Here is a 20,908-nt window from a genome sequence, read left to right as displayed (position 1 = left end):
GCCGTGCCCGGCCAGCACGCGGCGGGTCAGGGACGCGCCAGGCTCAGGGGAGGCCGGCCAGCGCGGAGGACAGGGAGGTGGACTGGTTCTGGAGCTTCTCCAGGGTGACCTGGAGCTGGGAGAACTGCTGGGTGAGGAGTTTCTGCTCCTCCGCGGCAATGTTCTGGTAGAAGTCGATCTGGCTGGTGAGGCCGCTGGACTGCTGGTTCAAGTTGTTGATCGTCTCGGTGATCTGGCCGTTCACCGCGTTCGTCATCGAAGAGGCCAGGGTCACGAGGGACTGGGCGATGCCAGGGGAGTAGGTGAAGGTCCCGAGGTTCGTCGAGCTGGTGATCCCCGGGACGCTCACGGTGAGGGCCAGGCCAGCGGCCGGCGAGTTGGCATTGTCGGGCAGCGAGAGCACCTGGCCCGAGCCCTGGGCAGTCACGCCGTCGATGCTGCCCTGCACGTCGGAGCCGGTGAACGTTCCCGAGAGGCCCGTGGTGCCCGAGCCGGTGTTCGTGCTCGTGACGCTGAAGGAGGCCTGGGAGCCGTAGGCGCTCGAGGCCAGCTCGAGCTGCTGGCCCGAGTCGACGACCGAGGCGGACATCGGCATGTTGGCCTGGGCGAGGGCCTGGTTGATGGCCTGGGCGATGGCGCTCAGGGACTCCCCGGCGCTCGTGGTGACCTGGACCGAGCTGGACCCCATGGTGATCGTGAGGGTCTCGGCCGCGGACACGGTCCCCGAACTCAGCACCGCCCCGAGGTCCGTGGCCTGGGTCGCGGAGTGGGTGATCGTGACCCCGTAGCTGCCCGGCTGCGTGTTGTCCTCGGCGGTGAGCAGGCTCACCTGGCCGCTGTAGCCGCTGGCCGAGGGGGAGAACGTGCCGCCCTGGGTGAACATCGCCTCGACCTGGGCCGGGTTCGCTTGGTAGGCGGCCTCGAAGGCGCTCTTGTCGAAGCTCACGCTGGTCCCGCTGCTCGAGGACGAGAGGGTGATCCCGACGTTCTTGGCGTCGCCCAGCGTCGAGGTGCCCACCACCTGGGAGATCGTGCCCTGGAGCTCGTTCAGGAGGTTCTGGAGGACTGCCGAGCCCATGAGCGGGCCGCCGGTCTTGGTCTCCTCGTTGTAGCCCGCGTACTTCTGCAGGTCCGAGAACGTCGTGTTCAGGTCGTTCACCAGGGTCTGGACGTCGCCCGCCACCGTAGAGGCGTCCGGGGAGACGGTGACGGTGACCGGGGTGCTGCTCACCGACCGGGCAGTGACCGAGAGCCCCGGGAGCAGGTTCGAGAACGTGTCGGTCGACGAGGAGAGCGTGTAGCCACCAGCGCCCCCGACCTGGATCTCGGCGTCCTGGCCGGCCGAGGCGACCTGGAGGGTCCCAAGCGACGACGAGGCGAACGCCTGGGTGTCCACCGACAGGTCGTTCGCCACCCCGGTCGCAGAGGAGGAGAGCTGGAGCACATAGCCCGAGCCGGTGTCCACCGCCGACGCGGTGATCCCCGTCCCGGCATCGTTGATGCTGCTCACCAGGTCCGCGAGGGACCCGTTGCCCGTGGAGACGTCGGTGGCGGTGAGCGACCCGACGCTGATGAGCGACCCGCCAATACTGCTCGGGGCGCTCACGACGGTGGCACTCACCGAGCCGGTCGGGGCCGCAAGCGACACGGTCGCGCCCGGGGTCACCGTGGAGAGCGTGGTGCTCGTCCCGTCGACTTGCACGACCGCGGCGGTGCCGCTCACCGCGCTGGCCATGGCCGAGAGCCCGAGCGTCGAGAGGGCGGTGCCGCCGGTCACCTGGAGGGACTGGGTGGACCCCTGGTCGACCGTGGCGAGCACGAGCTGGCCAGAGCCGTTGTAGCCAGCTTCGAGCACCCCGCCCGCCCCGGCCGAGGAGATCGCGGCATCAAGGGCGCTGAGCAGCTGGCTGCCGGTGTAGGTGCCGCTCGCGAGGGTGAGGCTGTAGGCCGTGCCGTTCACCGTCACGTTGAGCGTGTCGTTGCTCGACGTGACGCTCACCGAGGACTGGCTGGCCAGGTCGCTGGTCCCGGTGGTGAGCGCCGCCTCGGAGGCCTGGGTGACCGACACCGTGTGCTGCCCGAGGGTGAGCCCGGAGCTGGCGAGCGACGAGAATCCCAGCTCGGCGCCGCCCTGGGAGAGGAGGAAGTCCGGTGCGCTCGTGACCACGTCCGAGGTCGAGGCGACCGTGCCGCTCGAGACGAGCGACTCGGCGGCCGCGAGCTGCTCCACCACGAACTGGACCGATCCGGTCGGGGTGCCCGGTGCGGCACTGGCAGTGGCCACGGAGCTGTCGGACGACGTCGCGCTCCTCGACGCCCACGCCGAGGTCGTGGAAGCGGTCGGGCTCATCGAGAGGGCCTGGGCGGCGCTCTGGAGGGACTGGAGGTCGCTCACCAGCTGCTGGTAGTCCGACACCTCGCTCTGGATGGTGGACTGCTGGTTCTGCAGGTCGGTGATCGGCTGCTCGTAGGCCTGCATCTCGGCCTGGATGATGGCGTTCGAATTGAACCCGCCGACGATGCTGTTGTCGAGGATCGGAGGGGTCTGCAACCCGAGGTTCGTCGAACTGACCGTCGACACCGTCGTCCTCCTCCGCTGGTCCGAAAGCGCCGGACCGAGCCCTGCTCCTGCTGCTTCTTGCTGCTTTCGTGATCATGGCACGAGGGGAGGGGAGGCAGGCCCTCCCCTCCCCTCGGCACGCCTTGTGGCTCCCGACCCTCGTCGCTACGGCAGCAGCTTCAGCGCGAGCGCCGGCGCCTGCTGGGCTTGGGACAGCATCGCCACGCCGGACTGTTCCAGGATCTGGTCGGTGGTGAACTGGGTCGTGGCCTGGGCGAAGTTCACGTCGACCAGCTGGCTGTAGGCGGCCTGCAGGTTCTGCTGCCCGACCGTCAGGTTCGCCACCACCGCCTCCAGCTGGTTCTGGACGGCACCCACCGACGCCTCGACCGAGGCCACGGTGGCGATCGCCGCCTGCACGGCCGACATGGCCGCCTGGGCCGACGCGGCCGAGCCGACGCTGACGTTCGTGCTCGCCACGCCGAGCGCAGTGGTCGTGACCGATTGGATACTGATATGGACCTGCTGGCTGGGGTAGTCGAAGGCGCCGACCTGGAGCACCTGGCCGGTGAACGTCCCGTCCAAGAGGTGCGAGCTGGAGTCGTTCGTCGCCCCGTTCGCCGAGGCCGTGGCCAGCTGGTTCATGGTCTGGAGGATCGACTCGATCTGGTTGAGCGCCCCCGAGGCCGTCTGGATGAGCGACACCCCGTTCTGGGCGTTCGCGATGGCCTGCTGGTAGCCGTTGGCCTGGGCCTCAAGACCCTGGGAGATGACGTAGCCAGCCGGGTTGTCCGCTGCGGTCTGGATCTGCAGACCCGAAGACAGCTCCGAGATGACGTTGTTCAGCTGGTTGTCGGTGGCGTTGAGATTGTTGTAGGCGTTGATCGCCGACAGGTTCGTGTTGATGACCAGGGAAGACATCCGTTCCTCCTCGTTGCTCGACCCCGTCCGTGGGGACGGCCCCTCCTTTGGTCCCAGGCCACGCCGCCGCCACGGTGCGGCCCGGCGACCAGGGACCATGCAGGGGATCGGCCGGTCCGAGCCGGTCCTTGAGGGCTTTCTTGTGCGGCGCAGCCCTTGAGCGAACGTTGGCCGCTGCCGATACCAGGCCAGTGCCTCGATCCGTGCCCGTCCTGTACTGCCCAGGGGAGGCCGCCCACACGGCAGGCTGGCTGGACCTCCCGGCCCCGTTCTCCCTGCTCCTCGTCGGCCCCGACCCCGGGCCGCCGCCACCCCCGAGACTTCTCCTGCCCTCGAGCCGTTCGCCCCTCGGCGCGCTGAACGACGCCGCGGCCCTCGTCGACGCTTCCCACCTGGTGCTGCTGCCCCCGGCCAGCGACCCCGGGGCGCACCTGCCAGCTCTGGGACGGCTCGGCGAGAAGCGCCCCTGGGCGCAAGCGGGCCGGGGCGTGCTGGTCGAGGACGGCGTGCTTCTCGTCGAGCGCCAGGGGTTCCTCGCCGTCGGTGGCCTCCCCGAGACGGCGACCTCCTGGGAGCAGGCAGTCGAGACGACGCTCCGACGCATCCTCGAGCTCCCGAGCCGCGACCCGCGCCGAGGGGACCTGTGGGACCGGGAGGACGGCAGCGGTCCTGGCCATCGCCCGGCGTTCCTCTCGGGGTGCCTCATCGTGAAGGACGAGGAACGCTTCATCGAGCAGTGCCTGCGCTCCATCCTCCCCGTTGTCGACGAGATCGTCGTCTACGACACCGGGTCGACCGACCGGACCCGCGAGATCGCCCGGGACCTCGGGGCCCTGGTGGTCGAGGGCTACTGGGACGACGACTTCGCCCGGGCGCGCAACGCCGCCGTGCGCCGCTGCGGTGGCGAGTGGGTGCTGTGGCTGGACGCCGACGAGGTCCTGGTGTGCGAGGACCCCCAAGGGCTCCGCACCCTGCTCCGACGCACCAAGCCCGAGATCGACGCCTGGTCGGTCGAGATCGAGAACCTGACCGGCGCCGGGGTCGGCGCAGGGTTCTCGCACCGAGCGGCCCGCCTGTTCCGCCGGACCCGGTGCCGATGGGTCGGCAAGCTCCACGAGCAGCTCGTAAGGACACAGGGCCGCCCCGAGATCACCCAGGCGCTTCTCGAGGACACCTTCCTCCGCCACTACGGCTACACCGACCAGCTGCTCGCCGAACGCCACAAGGCCGAGCGCAACCTGCGGGTCGCCGAAGCCGACGCCAGGGCCGTCGACGGACCGCTCCGCCCCACCGCCCTCGTCTCCCTCGCCCGCTCGCACCACCTTGCCGGGAACGTCGACGCCACGCTCGCCACCCTCGAGGAGGCGCTCGGCGAGGCCGACATGACCCCGACGCTGCGCCGCCTCGCCCTGCGGACCGGCGCGAACACCCTGATCCACGAGCACCGCTTCGCCGAGGCCGAGGCCTGGATCGAACGCCTCGCCGCGGCCTGCACCAGCCCGGTCCAGGTCCTCCGCCTCCGCGCCGATCTCGCCCTGGCCAAAGAGCACTGGCAGGAAGCCCTCGACTGTCTCGACGCGCTCGGGCCGACCGCCGTCGACGAGGACGGAGAGCGGCTCTCCTTCGCCATGCTCGCCCCCCTGCGGGCCAAGGCGCTGAGCGGCCTGCAGCGCTGGTCGGAGGCCGCCGACCAGCTTCTCGAGGTGCTCCGGTCCGAAGGGACCCTGGACACGCACCTCGGCGAGCTCCTCGCGTGCTTGGAGCGAGCCGGGCGCTCCGCCGACGAGGTGGCGCCGGCCATCCCGCCGGAGAAGGCCGAGCTCTTCATGGCCCAGGTCCGACAGCTCGACCCCCCCCACGGCGACCTGGTCCTCGAGGCCCTCTGGACCAAGGGCCGGATCCCCCCGGTCAAGGTCCTTGCCACGGCGGGTCTCGTCGCGGCAGAGCTCCCCGTGGAGCGGGCGCTCGTCTGGTCGACCCGGATCCGCCAAGCCGGATACCCCGAGGCCTGTCCTCTGCGGGCACTGCTCCGCGCCCCGCACCGCGCGGTGGCCGACCGAGCGGCCGCCCTCGGGGTCCTGGCCCGCCTGCAGGACCCGGTCGCCGAGGACCTCGCAAGGGAGCTCGCCACCGAGCTCCCCGTTGCCTGTTACCCCCTGGCGGCCAGCCAGCTCGCGCCCCTCGCCCCGGCGCTCGTCACCCACTTCCCCATCCCCGGGCCCGAGCCCCTGCCGCCCCGCAGCGTCAGCCTCGTCGTGCCCTGCCAGGACGACGCGTCGCTGCTCAGCAGCCTCCTGGCCAGCGTCACCCGCTCGACCCCGCCGGGGGCGCTCGAGGTGATCCTCGTCGACCGGGGCTCGACCGACGCGACCGCTCAGGTGCAAGACACCCCCGACGGGACAGTCCGGGCCCTTCACCTGCCACGCGAGACCCCTCTGCCCGACGCATGGCTGGCGGGCGCAGCCGCGGCCCGGAACCCCGTCGTCCTGGTCGTCGAGCCCGACCTCCTCGCCACCCCGAACTGGCTCGCCCCCCTCCACCGGGCCTTCGAGGACCCGACCGTCGGCCTGGTCGCCCCGCTCCTGCTCGACGTCGACGGGACCGTCTGGTCCGCCGGCTCCCAGTGGGTCGAGCCCGAACCCCCCGAGGACGGTGCCGAGGGCGACGGGACCTTGCCGGCCCGTCTCGAACCTCGCGGTGCCGGTCGCCCTGGTCGGGACCCGGATCTGGCCGAGCTCGGCCCGCCCGACGCCCCGGCCCCGGCGGCCTTCGCCTGCCGACGGGACCTCCTCCTCGGGGCGGCCGAGGCGCTGCGGGACGCCCTCCCGGCCGAGGACGACACGGTCCCAGGCCCGCTCGCCGCGCTCGCCCGCCTCGCCGACCACCTGCGGGCCGCCGGCTCGGCCCTGGCCTTCGCCCCCGAGGCCGTGCTGCTCCGGGCTGCCCGGGATCCCCGCCTCGACCGCCGTCGAGCCGGCCTCCCCCCGACCGCGGACGAGTCGACGACGCCCGTCGCGGGGAGCGACGGCGAGACCTCCGACGCTCAGCAGGGCGCCGACGAACCAGCCCTGGCCTGGGCCTAGGCCAGGAGCCCGGCCAGTCCCCTGTCCAACAGCACCCGGCGCCAGCCTTCGGCCGTCGCCGGGTCCAGGCGGGCGACCAGCCAGGCCGCCCCCGCGAGCAGCGCCCCCTCGGTCCGCACCACCAACGGTTGCTGGCTGGCAGCCGCCTCGTGGTGGACCCGGTCGAGCAGGGCTTCGAGCAGCTTGCTCGCGTCCTTCGGCTCAAGTCCGTGGAGCGCGCCGGCCACGAGGGCCTCAGGCTCCGCAAGGGGCAGCACCGCCGCCAGCTCCCGAAGGGGCCGACCGGCGCCCCGCACGGCTCGGACCACCACCTCGAGGCGCACTTCGAGGCCCAGCCCCTGTTCCAGCCTCGTCAGGAGGCGGGCGGCGGCCTCGTCGGCTCGCCCGAGGGCCAGCATCGCCTCCACCCAGGGTTCGAGGGCCTCCTTCGGCCCCACCTGCCGGCCGTCGTCCCCCTCCGCCCCGGACTCGAGGTAGGGGTCGAGGAGGGCGACCGCCCGAGCCGGGTCGCCGGCCACCAGGGCGACCCGAGCCTCGAGCCAGTCCGGCACGGCAGGGCGGACCGACGCCCGCCGGAGCGCCTGGGCGAGGCGCTCCGCCTCGTCGAGCTGGCCGAGGAGCAGGGCGACCTCGCAGGCCCCCTGGAGACCCAGCCGTCGGGCCGAGGGGACGCCGGCCTCGGCGCTGCCGTCCCGGAGGGCCGCCAAGGCCTCCTCGAGCTCCCCGGCCGCCCAAAGGGCCCGGCCGAGCCAGACCAGGGCCACGCCCCGGTCCCCGAGGGAGGGGTCCTCGACCTCCGCCCGGGCGAGCGCCACGTTCCGCTCGATCTTCCCCCGGGCCACCTCGACGGTGGCCAGGTAGCCGTCGTGGGCCAGCCGCAGCCCGGGCACCCGGAGAGTGGGGGCGAGCTGGCCGGTGGCGAGATCAACGAGCTGCTCGTGGATCCGGCCCCGCCACTCGCAGCGGCCCCGGCGGTAGAGGCGGCTGGCGGCGTGGGCGTAGCCCGACCCCAGGCCCAGGCCGGTCCGGTTGTCGATGGGGACCCAGAAGGCCACCGCGGCCCCGGGGGCGTCGGCAAGCACTCGGCGCACCGCCTGGGGATCCGGGCAGCGGGCCTCTTCGTCGGCGTCCACCATGAGCACCCACCGTCCCCGGCAGTGCCGCACCGCGGCGTTCCGGGCCGCCCCGAAGCTCGCCGGCCAGCTCCCCTCGACCACCCGGGCCCCTCGACCTTGACCGGCGCAGCCGCTCAACCCTGGGCCCGACGCAGCCGATACCTCGGACGGTCAGCCAGGACGGCACCACGAGGAGGCCACGGACCGGCCCGTTGCCCTGAGCCCGCCCGCGTCCTTCGAGAAACGGTGCCATGCAGAAGCGCTTCGGCCTGATCGGCGTCCCGACCGGCGTGATCCTCATCGTGGTCATGCTGGTCGTGCCCATGCCGACGATCGTGGTCGACCTGTTGATCTCGGCGAACATCACCGGGGCGGTCGTGGTCCTGCTCATGACCATGCACGTGAAGCGGCCCCTGGACTTCTCGGTCTTCCCCTCGGTCCTCTTGGTCGCCACGCTGTTCCGCTTGGCCCTGGACGTCTCCATCACCCGGCTCATCCTCCTCCACGCGAACGCCGGTTCGGTGGTCGAGGCGTTCGGCCACTTCGTGGTGGGCGGCCAGCTGGTGGTGGGCCTCGTGGTGTTCCTGGTCATCATCGTCATCCAGTTCGTCGTCGTGACCTCCGGGGCGGGCCGGGTAGCCGAGGTGGCGGCCCGCTTCACCTTGGACGCCATGCCCGGCAAGCAGATGGCCATCGACGCGGACCTGAACGCCGGGCTCATCGACCAGGAGGAGGCCCGCCGGCGGCGGCAGGAGATCGCGAACGAGGCCGACTTCTACGGGGCCATGGACGGGGCTTCGAAGTTCGTCCGAGGCGACGCCATCGCCGCGGTGGTCCTCGTGGCCATCAGCCTGCTCGGGGGCCTTGGGGTCGGCATCGTCCAGAAGCACCTCTCGGTCACCCAGGCGGTCCACACCTACAGCCTGCTCTCGGTCGGCGACGGCCTGGTCTCCCAGATCCCGGCCCTCCTCATGTCCATCGCCACGGGCATCGTGGTCACCCGGGCCGCCACCGACGAGGAGGACTTCGGCTCGGACCTGCTCTCCCAGGTCCGCCGCCAGCACCGGGCGGTCACCATCGCCGGGGCGGTGCTCCTCGTCATGGGCCTCGTGCCGGGCCTGCCGAACATCCCCTTCCTCATGACCGGCGGGGCCGTCGTCTTCCTCGGACGCCGCCTCGCCCGCCAGGAGACCCGAGCCGAGCAGGGGGCGGAGGCCGAGCCCGCCGAGGCTGAGCCGGTCCTCGACACCCCCCAGGCCCTGGCGGCGGCGGCCCGGGTCGAACCCCTGGAGCTCGAGCTCGCCCCGACCATCATCGACCTGGTGGACCCCGAGCGGGGCGGGGACCTCCTGGCCCGGGTGAAGGCCCTGCGCCACAAGCTGGCCCAAGAGCGCGGCGTCCTCGTCCCGCCGGTCCGCACCCGCGACAACCTCTCCCTGCCGGACCACGCCTACGCCATCCGCCTCCAGGGCGTCGAAGTGGCCCGGGGCACCGCCCCGCCCGGTCGGCTCCTTGCCATCGGCGAGGGCATCGACCGCCTGCCCGGGGGGACCACCACTGAGCCGGTCTTCGGCCTGCCCGCGAAGTGGATCCCGACCGAGCTGCGGCACCAGGCCCTCGTGGCCGGGGCGACCGTCATCGACCGCTCCTCGGTCGTCACCACCCACCTCGGCGAGGTGGCCACGGCGAACGCCGGCCGGCTCCTCAGCGCCCAGCAGGTCCGGGTCCTGCTCGACAGCCTCAAGCAGACCGACCCGGCCCTCGTGGAGGAGATGGCCGCCGCCCAGGTCACCCTCACCGACCTCCACCGGGTCCTCGCCGGGCTGCTCGACGAGGGGGTCGCCATCCGGGACCTGGTCTCCATCGTCCAGGCGGTCACCGAGCGGGCCCGCCTCTCAGGCACGAAGGACCACGAGGCCCTGATCGAAGCAGCCCGGGCGGCCCTCGGCCCGGCCATCTCCAGCCAGTACGCTACCGACGGGGTCCTGGCGGTGGTCACCTTGGATCCCCGCTTGGAGCGGACCCTCACCGAGGCGGTGCGGCCCGGCGACGACGGGTCGGTGCTCGCCGCCCCGCCCGAGACCCTCGAGGCCCTGGCCCAGGAGATCCAGGGGCTCATCCGCCAAGTCGAGCAGCAAGGCCGGGAAGCGGTCGTGCTCTGCGCCTCCCGCCTCCGGCCCGCCCTCCACCGCCTCCTCTCGGCCGTCGCCCCCCGCTTGGCCGTCCTGTCGGTCCACGAGCTCGCCCCCCACCTCAAGATCGAACGGATCGGAGTGGTGAACGTTGCCAGCCCAGCCGCAGCAGTTTGAAGGCCCCGAGCTCCAGCCCCTCCTGGAGCGGATCCGCCGGGAGCTCGGGCCCGCCGCCACCATCCTCCAGGCCGAGCGGACCCGTCGCCGCAGCCTCCGCAGCCCGGCCGGTCGGCTCCTCTACCGCCTCACGGTCGCCCCACCCGACCCGCCGGCCGGGCCCGCGCCGGCCTCCCGGCTCGGCCAGCGTCTCGCCCCGAGCCCCGACCCCTTCGCTGCCCTGGCCGACGCGGCCAGCGACCACTTCGAGCCGAAGCCGACCCCCGCTCTCCTCGCCACCCTGCCCGCTCCCGACCCCGCCCCTGCCCTCGACCCGGTCCCCCGACCAGCACCCGAGTCGCCACCCGAGCCAGGCCCCGGGGCCTTCGCGGCGCTGCTCGCCGAGGCCGCCGCCGCCCTGGCTGAACCCCCTGCGCCGCCGGTCGAGCACTCCCCGGTTCGACCGACGCCAGTCCGACCGGCCCAGGCCCGACCGGCGCGGCCGAGGCGACCCCGCGTCGCTCCGCCGACCCCCGCTCGCCCGGGTCTCTCGAACCCGGTCCTGGACTGCCGCCTGCGCCGGGCCGGCTTGGCCGATCTGGACGCCGAGGCCGTCGTCGGGGCTGTGGAGGCGGGCCGGAGCCTGCGGGAGGCCCTGGCCGAGCTGTTCTCCCACCTGCCCCCCGCTCCCCCGCTCCCCGGGCCGACGGACCTGACAGTCCTCGTCGGGCCTCGCCGGCTTGGCCTCGGCGCTGCCCGGGCCCTCGGCCGGCTCCTCCCCGAGCCGCCCGGGCACTGCACCGTCCTGCGCGCCGATGGCCGCTTGCTCGAGCAGCCGCTCGCCTCGACGCGCGGCGAGCCGTCCCCGCAGGCGTCTCGGGGCGCCCGGGGGACGCGGCCCCGCCTGGTGGTGCTCGACGCCGGCTACGCCCCGCGGGACCGGCGACGCGCCGAGGAGGCCCTGACCGCCCTGGCGCCGACCTGCGCCCTCGGGATGGTGGCCGCCACCGACAAGCCCGAGGACGTGGCCAGCTGGGCTGGCGACCTGGGCCTCCGTGGTCTGTGCGTCACCGGCCTACGGGCGACGAGCAGCCCAGCCAGCGTGCTCCGACTCGGCCTGCCCGTCCTCGTGGCCGACGGCCGGGCCTTCGGGGCCGAGGACTGGGCCCGGCTGCTCGAGGAGCTGGTCGAGGGATGAAGGCAGCGGGCAGCTCGGACGGTGCGAGCCGCTCGGCCCGCCGGGGCTCGGCGGGGACCGAGACGGCCAGCGCCGGGGTGGCCCGGCCGGGCCTCGTGGTGGCGGTCGCCATCCTGCTCTGCCTCCCCATGGCCCCAGGGGTCCTCGACGGTGCCGTGCCGGCCACCGATGCCCTGGTCCGGTTCCTCGTGGCGCTGCTCCTGGTCTGGGCGGCCGCTGCCGGGGTCGGGGGCCTGCTCCGCCGCTACGAGCACCAGGCCCGCCAGGAGACGGCGCGCCGGCTCCTCGAAGAAGCCCGGCGGCGCGCCGCCGAGGCGACGCTCGGCCCGGGCGGTTCGAGCCCCACGAACCCCGGAAGCCAGCCCGGCGCCCCGAGCGGCCCGGCCGTGGCGTCCGGTCCGGTGCCGACCCCGGCCCCCCCGTCCGCTCCCACCCGCCCGGGACCACCGCAAGGAGCGGCCATCGGCTGACCTTCGCCCCGTCCCCTTGCCTGCACCAGACCCGCCGCCCAGCGGGCCTCCACGCGCCGTGCGTCCTCGCCCCTCAAGGGCACCACCCTGCGTGCCGATGCTGTGCATGCGGGGCGGTGTCGACCGTCCGACAGCGCCAGGGGAGCACGGATGATCTCGCTGACGCGCCTGCAAGGGGCACGGTTCGCCTTGAACCCGGACCTCATCGAGCGGGTGGAAGCCACACCGGACACGGTGGTCACCTTGGTGACCGGCAGCCGCTACGTGGTGGCCGAGACCCTCGAGCAGGTCGTCGCAGCGGTCCTGCAGCAGCGGGCAGAGATCCTCGCCCGTGCCGGCCACGTGGCGGCCACCGCGGCCGGCGCCCGATCCGCCGCCACCGCGTCCGAGAGCCCCGACGGTGCCACGGTCCCCTCCCCGCCGGGCTCGGGTGTCGAGCCCCGTCTGCGTCTGCTCGCCCCGGCCGAGCCGCCGGTGCCGCCGAAGGGAGCGGCCCGATGACGAAGCTCGACCGGATGACGGTCATCGGCATCGTGGGCGCCTTGGCCGCCATCTTCGTGGCCATGACGATGGACGGCTCGAACCCGGCCGTGCTCTTCAAGCCCTCACCGATCATCTTGGTCCTGGGCGGCACCCTCATGGCTTCGGCCGCCGGCTTCATGAAAAGCGACGTGAAGAACGTGAAGGCGGTCGTGAAGCAGGCCATCGGGACCCCCGAGGAGACCCCTGACGACCAGATCCAGCGCATGGTCCACCTGGCCGAGCTGGCCCGCTCCGAGGGGCTCCTCGCCCTGGAGAAGGCGGCGAGCGAGGTCGACGACCCGTTCTTCAAGAAGGGCATCGAGCTGACCGTCGACGGCGTGGACGCCGAGGAGATCCAGGAGATCCTCGAGGGGGAGATCGCGGCGATCCAGGAGCGCCACAAGATGGGGGCGAAGTTCTTCACCGACATGGGGGGCTTCTCCCCGACCCTCGGCATCATCGGCACGGTGGTCGGCCTCATCCACGTGCTCGGCTCGCTGAACAATGTCTCGGAGATCGGCCCGGCGATCGGCTCGGCCTTCACGGCCACCCTCTGGGGGGTCATGCTGGCCAACATCGTCTGGCTGCCGATCTCGAACAAGCTCAAGCGGGCCAGCGAGCTGGAGATCCACGGCAAGCGGATGATCCTCGAGGGCCTCCTGGCCGTCCAGGCCGGGTCCAGTCCCCGTATGGTCCACGCCCGCCTCCAGGCCTACCTCTCCCCGAAGGACCGCCAGGAACGGCCCAACCGGCGGCTGGCATGGAGCGCTGGCTGCTCACCTACTCCGACATGATCACCCTGCTGCTCGCCCTCTTCATCGTCCTCTTCGCCGTCTCCACCATCAACCAGAAGAAGTTCGAGGCCCTGGCCCTTGGCCTCCGGGAGACCTTCAACCCGAACCCGGGCCTCCTGCCCAGCTCGAACGGCCTGCTCCAGAACGCCTCGCTCATCCCCACCGCCGGCAGCCAGACCGCCTCGGCGACCCAACCTGGCAACAGCAGCCAGTCGAGCACCGCCTCGTCCAGCACCTCGGCCAGTCCTGGCCAGCAGCCCCTCAGCACCATCGACCAGCAGATCCAGGCGGCCCTGGCCGCCAAGGGCCTCTCGGGTCTTGCCACCGAGACCATCTCCAAGCAGGGTCTCGTGGTCCAGATCCTCTCGGACAAGGTCTTCTACGCCATCGACTCGGCCAGCCTCGGCCCGGCCGGGGACGAGGTGGTCGACACCATCGCCTCGGTGCTCCGCACGGACACGAACGCCATCGACGTCGAGGGCTTCACCGACGACGAGCCGATCATCGGCGGCCCCTACACCACGAACACCGAGCTCTCGGCCATGCGGGCGGTCAACGTCGTCGTCCGGCTCTACAAGGTCGACGGCATCAACCACAACCGCTTGGTCGCCCTGGGCTTCGGCAGCACCCACCCGGTGGCGCCGAACACCACCCCGGCGAACATGGCCCGCAACCGCCGGGTCGACATCGTGATCCTCGGACCAGGACAACAACAACCATGAGCATGCCGAGCCCTGCCACCCCACCCCAGGCCCCCCGAAGCTGGCCGACCCGGGAGCAACGCCCGGCCGGGCCGGCTCCGGCCAGCGACCCGAAGGCCGCCAAGGGGAAGAGCAAAGAGAAGGACGATGCTGCCGAGGGCAAGCCCAAGAAGAAGAAGCTGCCCCTGCTCATCGGCGCCGTCGTCCTCCTCGCCCTGATCGGCTTCAAGGAGAAGGGGCTGTTCTTGAAGCCCCACTACCAGCCCGGTCACCCGGCCCCGGACGGCGTCGTCTACCCCCTCCCGACGACCTCCCCCATCACCGTCACCACCGCCGACGGCAAACTGGTGCAGACCGGCATCGCTCTGCAGCTCACGACGGTGGCGAACAGCAAGGAGCTGACCAAGGACGAGCCTGCCATCGAGAACGCCGTCATCTCGGTCCTCGGCTCCGACACCTACGCCCAGCTCCTCTCCCCGAGCGGCCGGGCCGCCGCCCAGCAGGCCATGCTGGCGCGGATCCAGCAGATCCTCGGCCCGGTGGACGGCTCGCCCCAGGTGGTCCAGGTCCTCTTCACCGGCAGCTTCGTCCTCCAGCAGTAAGCCGGCCAGGCTCGCCCTACACCTCGGGCACCGGCCTGCCGATACCAGAGCCATGGCCGTCGACCAGTTGACCTTCGTGCTCTGGGAGACCCGGGAGGCCCTCGAGGACCTGACCTTCTCCCTGGAACAGACCCTGCTCTTCGCCGGGGCCGGCCGGGCCCGCCACCTGGCCCGGGCCACCGCCAGCCTCCAGACGGCCCTCGTCCGCCTGGAGGCCGCCGAGCAGCGCCGGGTCGAGATCCTCGCCGAGCTGGCCCCCGCCGTGGGTCTCGAACCCGGCGCGCCCCTCCGGGCAGTGGCCGAGCGGCTCGACCCGGAGGAGCGAGCGCCCCTCCTCGAGCTGCGCTCGACCCTCCTCGAGCAGCTCGGGACGGTGGACCGCCTCGCCGACCAGCTCCGCCAGCTCCTCGCCCAGCAGCTGGCCGCGACGAGCGACGCCCTGGCCCTGCTCGGCGCCTCGCCGCTGCTCGGCACCCCCCAATCCGCCCACCGGCCGCGGTCCCGGCCCGAAGCGGTCCTGGTCGACACCCGGGCCTGACCCGCCTGCCAGCCTCCGGAGGACAGAGGACCCGATGAGCAACCTCAGCCTGGAGATCGCCGCCTCGGCCCTCGCGGCCCAGCAGACGGGCATGGACACAGTCTCGGAGAACCTGGCGAACGCGACCACGCCGGGTTATGTGGCCGAGACCCCGAACCTCACCACCATGCCCGTCCCTGGGCCCAACGGGGTCGGCTCGGGGGTCGAGGTCCTCGGCATCAGCCAGGTCCCCGCCCAGCTGGCCCAGACGGTCGACAACCAGGCCCAGGCCAACCTGGCGCAGGCCACCGCCCGCCAGCAGGTCCTCCAGCAGATCCAGAGCCTCTTCCCCGAGCCCAACGGCAGCGGGGCGATCTCCAGCCAGCTGGCCTCCTTCTGGAACGCCTGGGACGCCATCGACCAGAACCCGACCTCCCCCGCCCCCTACACCCAGGTGGTCGAGCAGGCCCAGGGTCTGGCCACCACGTTCAACCAGACCGCCCAGGAGCTCGCCCAGGCCGGGGCCGACGCGTCGAGCCGACTGTCGAGCCTCGTCGCCCAGGACAACACCCTCCTCGCCCAGGTCGCCCAGCTCAACGGCCAGATCGTCACCGTCGCCTCCTCCGGTGCCTCCCCGAACGCCCTCGTCGACCAGCGGAACCAGGTCGTGAGCCAGCTGGCGAAGGACCTCGGGGTCCAGGCCACCGACCAGCCCAACGGCACCGTCACCCTGGCCGTCGGCGGCATCACCCTCGTCCAGGACACCACCGCCACCAGCCTGGCCGTCCAGCAGTCCGTCGCCCTGAGCAGCGTCGGGGGCAGCGCCGGGGGCCTGCTCCAATCCCTGAACAGCGATCTGCCGGGGATCCAGCAGCAGCTCGACGCCACCGCCCAGGACCTGGCGTCCGCGGTGGACGGCCTGCTCAGCCAGGGGTACACGACGACGACCGGGATGGCCGGCGACCCGCTCTTCGTCCTCGCCGGCACCTCGGGGCCGAACGCGACGACCACCGGGATCACCGCCGCCACCTTGTCGGTGAACCCGACGGTCGTGGCAGATCCGCAAGGCACCCTGGCAGTGTCCTCGGTCGGTGGTTCCGGGACGAGCGCGAACGGAGCCAACGCCCAGGCCATCGCCGAGGCCGGCTCCGCCCAGACCGGCCCGATCAGCTACACGCCCGCAGGGAGTACGTCTCTCAAAACAGCAGGCAACCCGAACGCCGACTACAACACCTTGATCCAGCAGATCGGCAGCACGGTGCAGCAGCAGAACGCGACGGTGCAGACCGCCACGTCGGTGGCGACCGCGGCGCAGCAGAACCTGGAGGAGATCGCCGGGGTGAACACCAGCCAGCAGCTCATCGCCATGCTCTCCTACCAGCACGCCTACCAGGCGTCAGCCGACGTGGTGAACAGCGCGAACCAGATGCTCCAGTCCCTCATCCAGGCGGTCTGAGCCGTGGGCCGTCACCCTGCTTCGACCGAAGGCAAGCACGGGCGCCCCGAGGTGGGCGACCCGATCCCCGACCGAACCCGTGGGAGCCGACCATGACCATGATCTCCTCGGCCACGCCACCGGCCCTCGTCCCCACCCCTCTCACCATCGCCCAGGGCCTCGTCGCCGACATCGCCACCGCCCAGACCCAGCAGGCGAACCTCGAGGAGCAGATCGCCACCGGGTCCACCATCAACCAGCCCTCGGACAACCCGGCGGGCACCTATGAGGTCATGACGCTTGGCGCCTCGGTCGCCCGGGCGCAGCAGTACGTGTCGAACGCGAACAACGGCCTCGGCTGGCTCAAAGAAGGGGTCTCCACGGTCAACCAGGCCATCTCGGTGCTCCAAGGGGTGGCCCAGGCGGTCGAGTCCATCTCCGGCAGCGCCCTCTCCGGTCAGCAAGCGGCCATCACTGGGATCGCTGACCAGATCAACTCGGCCGAGCAGCAACTCGCCGGCCTGGCCAACGCGCAGTACGACGGGCAGTACATCTTCTCGGGGACCTCGAGCCAACCGCCGTTCAACAATGGCGCCTACCAAGGGGGCTCGACCATCCCCACTCGGACCGTGGCCCCCGGCACCCAGGTCCAGATCGCCATCACCGGCGACCAGGTCTTTGGGTCCAGTTCCTCGACCACTCCGCCGATCACCGGTTCGAATCTGCAGTCGAGCGCGGCTTCTGGCCTACTCGGGACGAACGGTCTGTTGGCGCAGATCAGCGGGGCGCTCAATGCCGGGAACCTCTCCGGCGCGCAGAGCCTTCTCTCACCCGTTCAGTCCTTCCTCGGCAAGATGGAGAACGCCGCTGCCCAGCTGGGTGCCGCCTACCAGAACATGCAGGCGTTCTCGGAGCAGGCCACCGCCACTCAGCAGGCCCTCCAGGACCAGCTCGGCGCGGTGCAGAACGTGAACCTGCCCCAGGTCAGCACCCAGCTGGCCGAGGCCCAGCAGGCCTACCAGCAGGCGCTTTGGGCCACTGCCCAGACCGCCCAGACCTCCCTCGCGAACTTCCTGCTCCCCTGACCCTCGGAGGACCCCTGTGCCCACCGTCATCACCCCCCTGGCCCGCACCGGCAGTCCGCTTGCGCCCGGGGAGCCACCGGCACCCCCCGACGCCGGCGGGGCCGGTGCGCTGGCCGAGGTGGGGATCCCGCCAGTCCTCCACTTCGAGCACGGCCTCCCGGGGTTCCCCGAGGCCCGCGCCTTCGCCCTGGAACCCCTCGGCCCCGCGCTCGCGCCCTTCGCCCGCCTGCAGAGCCTGGACCAGCCGGGCCTGGGGTTCACGGTGGTGCCCCCGGGCCTGCTCTTCCCCGACTACCGGGTCGAGGTGGACGAGGACTGGGCCAGCCGGCTCGGGCTCCGGGCCGCGGAGGACGCTGAGGTCCTGGTGCTCGTGACCCTGCGGCCCGGCCAGGCGCCGACGGCCAACCTCCTCGGTCCCCTGGTCGTCCACCGCCGGACCGGCCAGGCCGGCCAGGTGGTCCAGCTCGACTCGGGCTACGGCGTCGCCGAGCCCTTGGTCGGCGCCTCGGCGTGAGGCGCTGCGGCCGGGGGAGCCGGCTCGCTCGGGGCGGCCGTCCCCGGTTCTCCCCGGGCAGCCCGGGCCAGGTCCGCCAGGGCGGCCTCGTCCCCCGAGGTCGCAGCAGCCGCGCGGTTGGCCTCCTGGATGGCCCGGTAGACCTCTTCCCGATGGACCTGCACCTCGGGTGGGGCCTCGATGCCCAGCCGGACGTGGTCCCGACCGATGGACAAGACGGTCACGACGATGTCGTGGCCGATCACGATGGAGTCCCGCGTCCGGCGGCTGAGTACGAGCACGGCCCCGCTTCCCTTCGTCAGCTCGTGTCCCGGCCTCCTCTTGGCGGCCGGGGCCGCTCCCGCCGGCGTCCACTCCCCCTCCCGGCCGGTCGGCGCTCGGGAGTATAGGTCGTGGCCCGAACCCGCCCCCGTTCCTGGCGCTTGGCGGCCGTCGTCGGCCTGGTCGGGACGGGCCTTGCCGTCCTCGGGTTCCGGGGCGAGCTCACCGGGGCGAGCCACCACGCCCCCCGGCCGACCGCCAGCACCGGCTCGCCCACTGTCCGGGCCCTCCAAGCCGCCCTGACCGCCACCGGCGACGCCGTAGCCAGCGCCGAGCGGCAGGCCAGCCACTGCCCAGCCCCCGGCCGGCCCGGCCGCCTGGCCTGCGTGCAGGCGGTCGACCGCCAGCTGGACGCGGCCTGGGCGGGCCTCGCGCACACCGCCCGCAGCCTCCAGGTGCCCCCAGCCGTCACCCTGCAGCGCCAGGAGCTCCTGAGCGATCTCCAGAGCCTCCAGGGCGGCCTGGCCGCCCTCGTCGCGGCCCCGACCGTCCAGGCCTACGATGCCACCTTGGCCCGCCAGGGTCTCGAGACCCTGGCCCAGGCCACCAATCGAGCAGCCACCGCCCTTCTCGCCGATCTGCAGGACGCCCGATCGACCACCGCTGCCCACGCCGCGGGGACGAGCACCGGCCACGCGGGGTGAGCTGCACCTCCTGGCCGGAGAGCCAGACCTACGACGCCCGGCCCCGGCACGGAGTCGAGCGCGCTGGCCAGTCAGTGGACGGGCGCTATGCGCCCGGCGGCAGCCACGACGGCGGCGGGACCTCTTCGGCCGCCGCCACGTGGCTCCGCCAGCTGTTCCCGGCCAAGAGGCTCTCGGCCTGGTACACCACCTCGCAGTGCTCGCACCCGCCCGGGCCGGTCAGGGCCTCGCAGGAGACCTCCTCGGCGTGCGGGGCCCCCGGGCCGGCACAGGGCCGACCCAGCAGCTCCTCGGTGCAAGCGGCGAAGCTCCCGTCGAGGTGGACGACGGCGATCCCCCCGCAGCGTTCCATCGCTCCCTCCGTTCCGGCCTCCAGCCGGTGCCGCCGAGCCTTCGGGCCCGGGTTTCCGCCTTCCCGAGCACTCCCCACGCTCCGTAGTCTTACCGCCGGGTCAGGGGTGGCGTCAACTGCCTTCCGCCCCGTCGGCCAGGGGACCGGCGGCGGCCAGGGCCGCTTCGATGCAGGCCACCAGGGCCCGAGCCGACGCCGGGCTGAGCTCGACCGCCACCCGCTTCCCCGGCCCGGCCTGCTCGTCGACGAAGTCGATGTTCAACGAGTGCTCCAGCGGGGCGTGGAACGGATGGTCGAAGTAGACCGTGGCGTGGGACAGCCGGAACCACCCCTCGGGGCCCTTGCCCGATCCGACCACGCTCGTCCGCTCGGTCACGTAGGTGCACACCGCCCGCTCCTCTCAGGCTGCCAGGTGCTGGCCGAAGAACGCCCAGATCCGCTGCCAGCCGTCGACCGCCGCCTCAGGCCGGTAGCTCGGCCGGTCCACAGCGAAGAAGGCGTGGCCGGCCCCCTCGTAGGAGTGGAACTCGAAGGTCTTGCCGTGGGTGGTCAGAAGGCCCCGGAGCTCCTCGACCTGCTCGGGGCTCGGGAACTTGTCCTCCTGGCCGAAGAGGCCGAGGACCGGGCACCGCAGGTCCTGGACCCGGTCGGTGAGCGGGGTCACCTTCATGGGCATCTCGGGCGGCGGGGTGCCCACCACGAACGCCCCGTAGCAGTCCACGCAGGCGTCCACCGGCAGGCTGCAGGCCGCCAGGAAGGCTTGGCGGCCACCGGAGCAGTAGCCGATGACCCCGACCTTGCCGTTCGAGGTCGGCAGCATCCGCAGGGCCTGGATGGCGCCCGCCGCGTCCCCGAGGAACCGCTCGTCGGGCACCCCGCCGGCGGCCCGGGAGGCCGCCGCGGCGTCGTCGGGGCTGGCGTCGGGCCCCTCCCGGAAGTGCAGGTGCGGGCAGATGGCGTTGTAGCCGTGCACGGCGAAGGTCCGGGTGATCTCCTTTGTCGCCTGGTCCCAGCCGGGCATGTGGTGGACGACCAGCACCCCCGGGAACGGGCCCGGACCGAGGGGACGGGCCAGGTAGGCCGCGATCTCGTCGCCACCGTGGCCCTGGATCCGCACCGTCTCCGCCAGGATGCCCTCGTAGCGCATGGTCCCTCCTTCTCCGGCCGCCGTAGACCCCCCTCGGGTCAAAGATCGTGAGAGACCCTAACGGCTCGGAGCCGTGGCTGTCACCCCTCGGCCCGAGGCCCACCCCTGGGGACGCTCAGCCCTCGGGGGCCAGGCGCTCGAGGCGGCCCAGGGCGCTCAGGACCGCCTTGTAGGAGGCCGCGAGGATGCTCTGGTCGATGCCCACCCCCCAGCGGACGCCGTCTTGGCTGCGCGCCTCGACGTAGGCGGCGGCCGTCGCTTCCGAGCCGGCCTGGAGGGCGTGCTCGGCGTAGTCCGTGACCTCCAGGTCGGTCCCGAGGGCGCTGTTCAGGGCGTGGACGAACGCGGCCACCGGCCCCGACCCTCGGCCCCGGGCCTCCCGGACCTCCCCGTCGACCCGCAGGGTCACGGCCACCTCGGCCTGCTGGTCCTCGGTGGTGGTCTGGTGCCGGACCAGCTCGATCGAGGGGTGCGGCGAAAGGTATTCCCGTTCGAAGACCCCCCACATCTCCTCCGGAGTGATCTCGGTCCCGGTGTCCTCGGTCACGTGCTGGATGGCTGCCGAGAACTCGATCTGGAGTCGACGGGGCAGGTCCAGGCCGTGCTCGGTCTTCATGATGTAGGCCACCCCGCCCTTGC

The 20,908-nt window shown here is 72.6% G+C and carries 21 protein-coding genes; 13 read left to right on the top strand and 8 right to left on the bottom strand.

Features of this window, described 5'->3' with window-relative positions; genetic code table 11:
- Window positions 1-43: 43 nt before the first annotated feature.
- Both fliD and Acit_RS09110 read right to left on the bottom strand, forming a co-directional pair.
- Window positions 44-2,581, bottom strand: coding sequence for a flagellar filament capping protein FliD (fliD, locus tag Acit_RS09115; RefSeq protein WP_248108295.1), 2,538 nt, complete (start codon window positions 2,579-2,581; stop codon window positions 44-46).
- A 144-nt stretch (window positions 2,582-2,725) separates the two neighbouring features.
- The gene (locus tag Acit_RS09110; protein WP_248108293.1) at window positions 2,726-3,481 is read right to left on the bottom strand and encodes a flagellin N-terminal helical domain-containing protein; all 756 of its coding nucleotides are present in this window, start codon (window positions 3,479-3,481) and stop codon (window positions 2,726-2,728) included.
- Window positions 3,482-3,684: 203 nt separating this feature from the next.
- Here Acit_RS09110 and Acit_RS09105 point away from each other — a divergent pair, with 203 nt between their 5' ends.
- Complete coding sequence (locus tag Acit_RS09105) at window positions 3,685-6,564, top strand: glycosyltransferase (protein WP_248108291.1); 2,880 nt, start codon at window positions 3,685-3,687, stop codon at window positions 6,562-6,564.
- On the opposite strand, the gene Acit_RS09100 is transcribed toward Acit_RS09105, so the two are convergent.
- Entirely contained in the window at window positions 6,561-7,817 is a 1,257-nt protein-coding gene (locus Acit_RS09100; RefSeq protein ID WP_376746041.1) for a glycosyltransferase, read from the bottom strand. The two genes, Acit_RS09105 and Acit_RS09100, sit on opposite strands and share 4 nt — an antisense overlap.
- 113 nt (window positions 7,818-7,930) lie before the next feature.
- On the opposite strand from Acit_RS09100, the gene flhA reads away from it, so the two are divergent.
- The 11 genes from flhA to Acit_RS09045 all read left to right on the top strand — a co-directional run bounded on the left by flhA (window position 7,931) and on the right by Acit_RS09045 (window position 17,805).
- Complete coding sequence (gene flhA / locus Acit_RS09095; protein ID WP_248108287.1) at window positions 7,931-9,988, top strand: flagellar biosynthesis protein FlhA; 2,058 nt, start codon at window positions 7,931-7,933, stop codon at window positions 9,986-9,988.
- Entirely contained in the window at window positions 9,963-11,165 is a 1,203-nt protein-coding gene (locus Acit_RS09090) for a hypothetical protein (RefSeq protein WP_248108285.1), read from the top strand. The genes flhA and Acit_RS09090 overlap by 26 nt, the downstream gene beginning before the upstream one ends.
- Window positions 11,162-11,635 (top strand): hypothetical protein, encoded by a 474-nt coding sequence (locus tag Acit_RS09085; protein ID WP_248108283.1) that lies wholly within the window; start codon window positions 11,162-11,164, stop codon window positions 11,633-11,635. The genes Acit_RS09090 and Acit_RS09085 overlap by 4 nt, the downstream gene beginning before the upstream one ends.
- 150 nt (window positions 11,636-11,785) lie before the next feature.
- Complete coding sequence (locus tag Acit_RS09080) at window positions 11,786-12,136, top strand: flagellar FlbD family protein (RefSeq protein WP_248108281.1); 351 nt, start codon at window positions 11,786-11,788, stop codon at window positions 12,134-12,136.
- Window positions 12,133-12,951 (top strand): motility protein A, encoded by an 819-nt coding sequence (locus Acit_RS09075; RefSeq protein WP_248108279.1) that lies wholly within the window; start codon window positions 12,133-12,135, stop codon window positions 12,949-12,951. Before Acit_RS09080 ends, Acit_RS09075 begins: the two co-directional genes overlap by 4 nt.
- Window positions 12,918-13,673: an OmpA/MotB family protein gene (locus Acit_RS09070; protein ID WP_248108277.1), complete on the top strand. Its 756-nt coding sequence runs from the start codon at window positions 12,918-12,920 to the stop codon at window positions 13,671-13,673. The genes Acit_RS09075 and Acit_RS09070 overlap by 34 nt, the downstream gene beginning before the upstream one ends.
- The gene (locus Acit_RS09065) at window positions 13,670-14,254 is read left to right on the top strand and encodes a flagellar basal body-associated FliL family protein (protein WP_248108275.1); all 585 of its coding nucleotides are present in this window, start codon (window positions 13,670-13,672) and stop codon (window positions 14,252-14,254) included. The genes Acit_RS09070 and Acit_RS09065 overlap by 4 nt, the downstream gene beginning before the upstream one ends.
- 52 nt (window positions 14,255-14,306) lie before the next feature.
- Complete coding sequence (gene flgN, locus Acit_RS09060) at window positions 14,307-14,792, top strand: flagellar export chaperone FlgN (RefSeq protein ID WP_248108273.1); 486 nt, start codon at window positions 14,307-14,309, stop codon at window positions 14,790-14,792.
- Between the two features lie 34 nt (window positions 14,793-14,826).
- The gene (gene flgK / locus Acit_RS09055; protein ID WP_248108264.1) at window positions 14,827-16,227 is read left to right on the top strand and encodes a flagellar hook-associated protein FlgK; all 1,401 of its coding nucleotides are present in this window, start codon (window positions 14,827-14,829) and stop codon (window positions 16,225-16,227) included.
- Window positions 16,228-16,319: 92 nt separating this feature from the next.
- Complete coding sequence (locus Acit_RS09050; RefSeq protein WP_248108262.1) at window positions 16,320-17,291, top strand: flagellin N-terminal helical domain-containing protein; 972 nt, start codon at window positions 16,320-16,322, stop codon at window positions 17,289-17,291.
- Between the two features lie 16 nt (window positions 17,292-17,307).
- Window positions 17,308-17,805, top strand: coding sequence for a flagellar assembly protein FliW (locus tag Acit_RS09045; protein WP_248108260.1), 498 nt, complete (start codon window positions 17,308-17,310; stop codon window positions 17,803-17,805).
- Here the strand turns inward: Acit_RS09045 and csrA are convergent.
- Window positions 17,766-18,086, bottom strand: a complete 321-nt coding sequence (gene csrA / locus Acit_RS13650; protein WP_312710414.1) for a carbon storage regulator CsrA — start codon at window positions 18,084-18,086, stop codon at window positions 17,766-17,768. The two genes, Acit_RS09045 and csrA, sit on opposite strands and share 40 nt — an antisense overlap.
- A gap of 111 nt (window positions 18,087-18,197) precedes the next feature.
- Here csrA and Acit_RS13645 point away from each other — a divergent pair, with 111 nt between their 5' ends.
- Window positions 18,198-18,770: a hypothetical protein gene (locus Acit_RS13645; protein ID WP_248108258.1), complete on the top strand. Its 573-nt coding sequence runs from the start codon at window positions 18,198-18,200 to the stop codon at window positions 18,768-18,770.
- Between the two features lie 85 nt (window positions 18,771-18,855).
- Here Acit_RS13645 and Acit_RS09030 read toward each other — a convergent pair whose 3' ends face one another.
- The 4 genes from Acit_RS09030 to Acit_RS09015 all read right to left on the bottom strand — a co-directional run.
- Window positions 18,856-19,122 carry a hypothetical protein gene (locus Acit_RS09030; protein ID WP_248108378.1) on the bottom strand — a complete coding sequence of 89 codons (267 nt, stop codon included), beginning with the start codon at window positions 19,120-19,122 and terminating at the stop codon, window positions 18,856-18,858.
- 112 nt (window positions 19,123-19,234) lie between these two features.
- Window positions 19,235-19,510, bottom strand: a complete 276-nt coding sequence (locus Acit_RS13100; RefSeq protein WP_312710409.1) for a DUF6295 family protein — start codon at window positions 19,508-19,510, stop codon at window positions 19,235-19,237.
- Window positions 19,511-19,522: 12 nt separating this feature from the next.
- Window positions 19,523-20,269, bottom strand: a complete 747-nt coding sequence (locus Acit_RS09020; RefSeq protein WP_248108256.1) for a dienelactone hydrolase family protein — start codon at window positions 20,267-20,269, stop codon at window positions 19,523-19,525.
- Between the two features lie 115 nt (window positions 20,270-20,384).
- Window positions 20,385-20,908 (bottom strand): alpha-isopropylmalate synthase regulatory domain-containing protein (locus tag Acit_RS09015; RefSeq protein ID WP_282436666.1); only part of this gene is annotated, 524 nt, incomplete at its 5' end.

It is taken from the genome of Aciditerrimonas ferrireducens, assembly GCF_023130475.1.
GTDB lineage: Bacteria > Actinomycetota > Acidimicrobiia > Acidimicrobiales > UBA8190 > Aciditerrimonas > Aciditerrimonas ferrireducens.
Note: the sequence above shows the minus strand (reverse complement) of the source record. Positions and strands in the feature narration are given on the sequence as shown.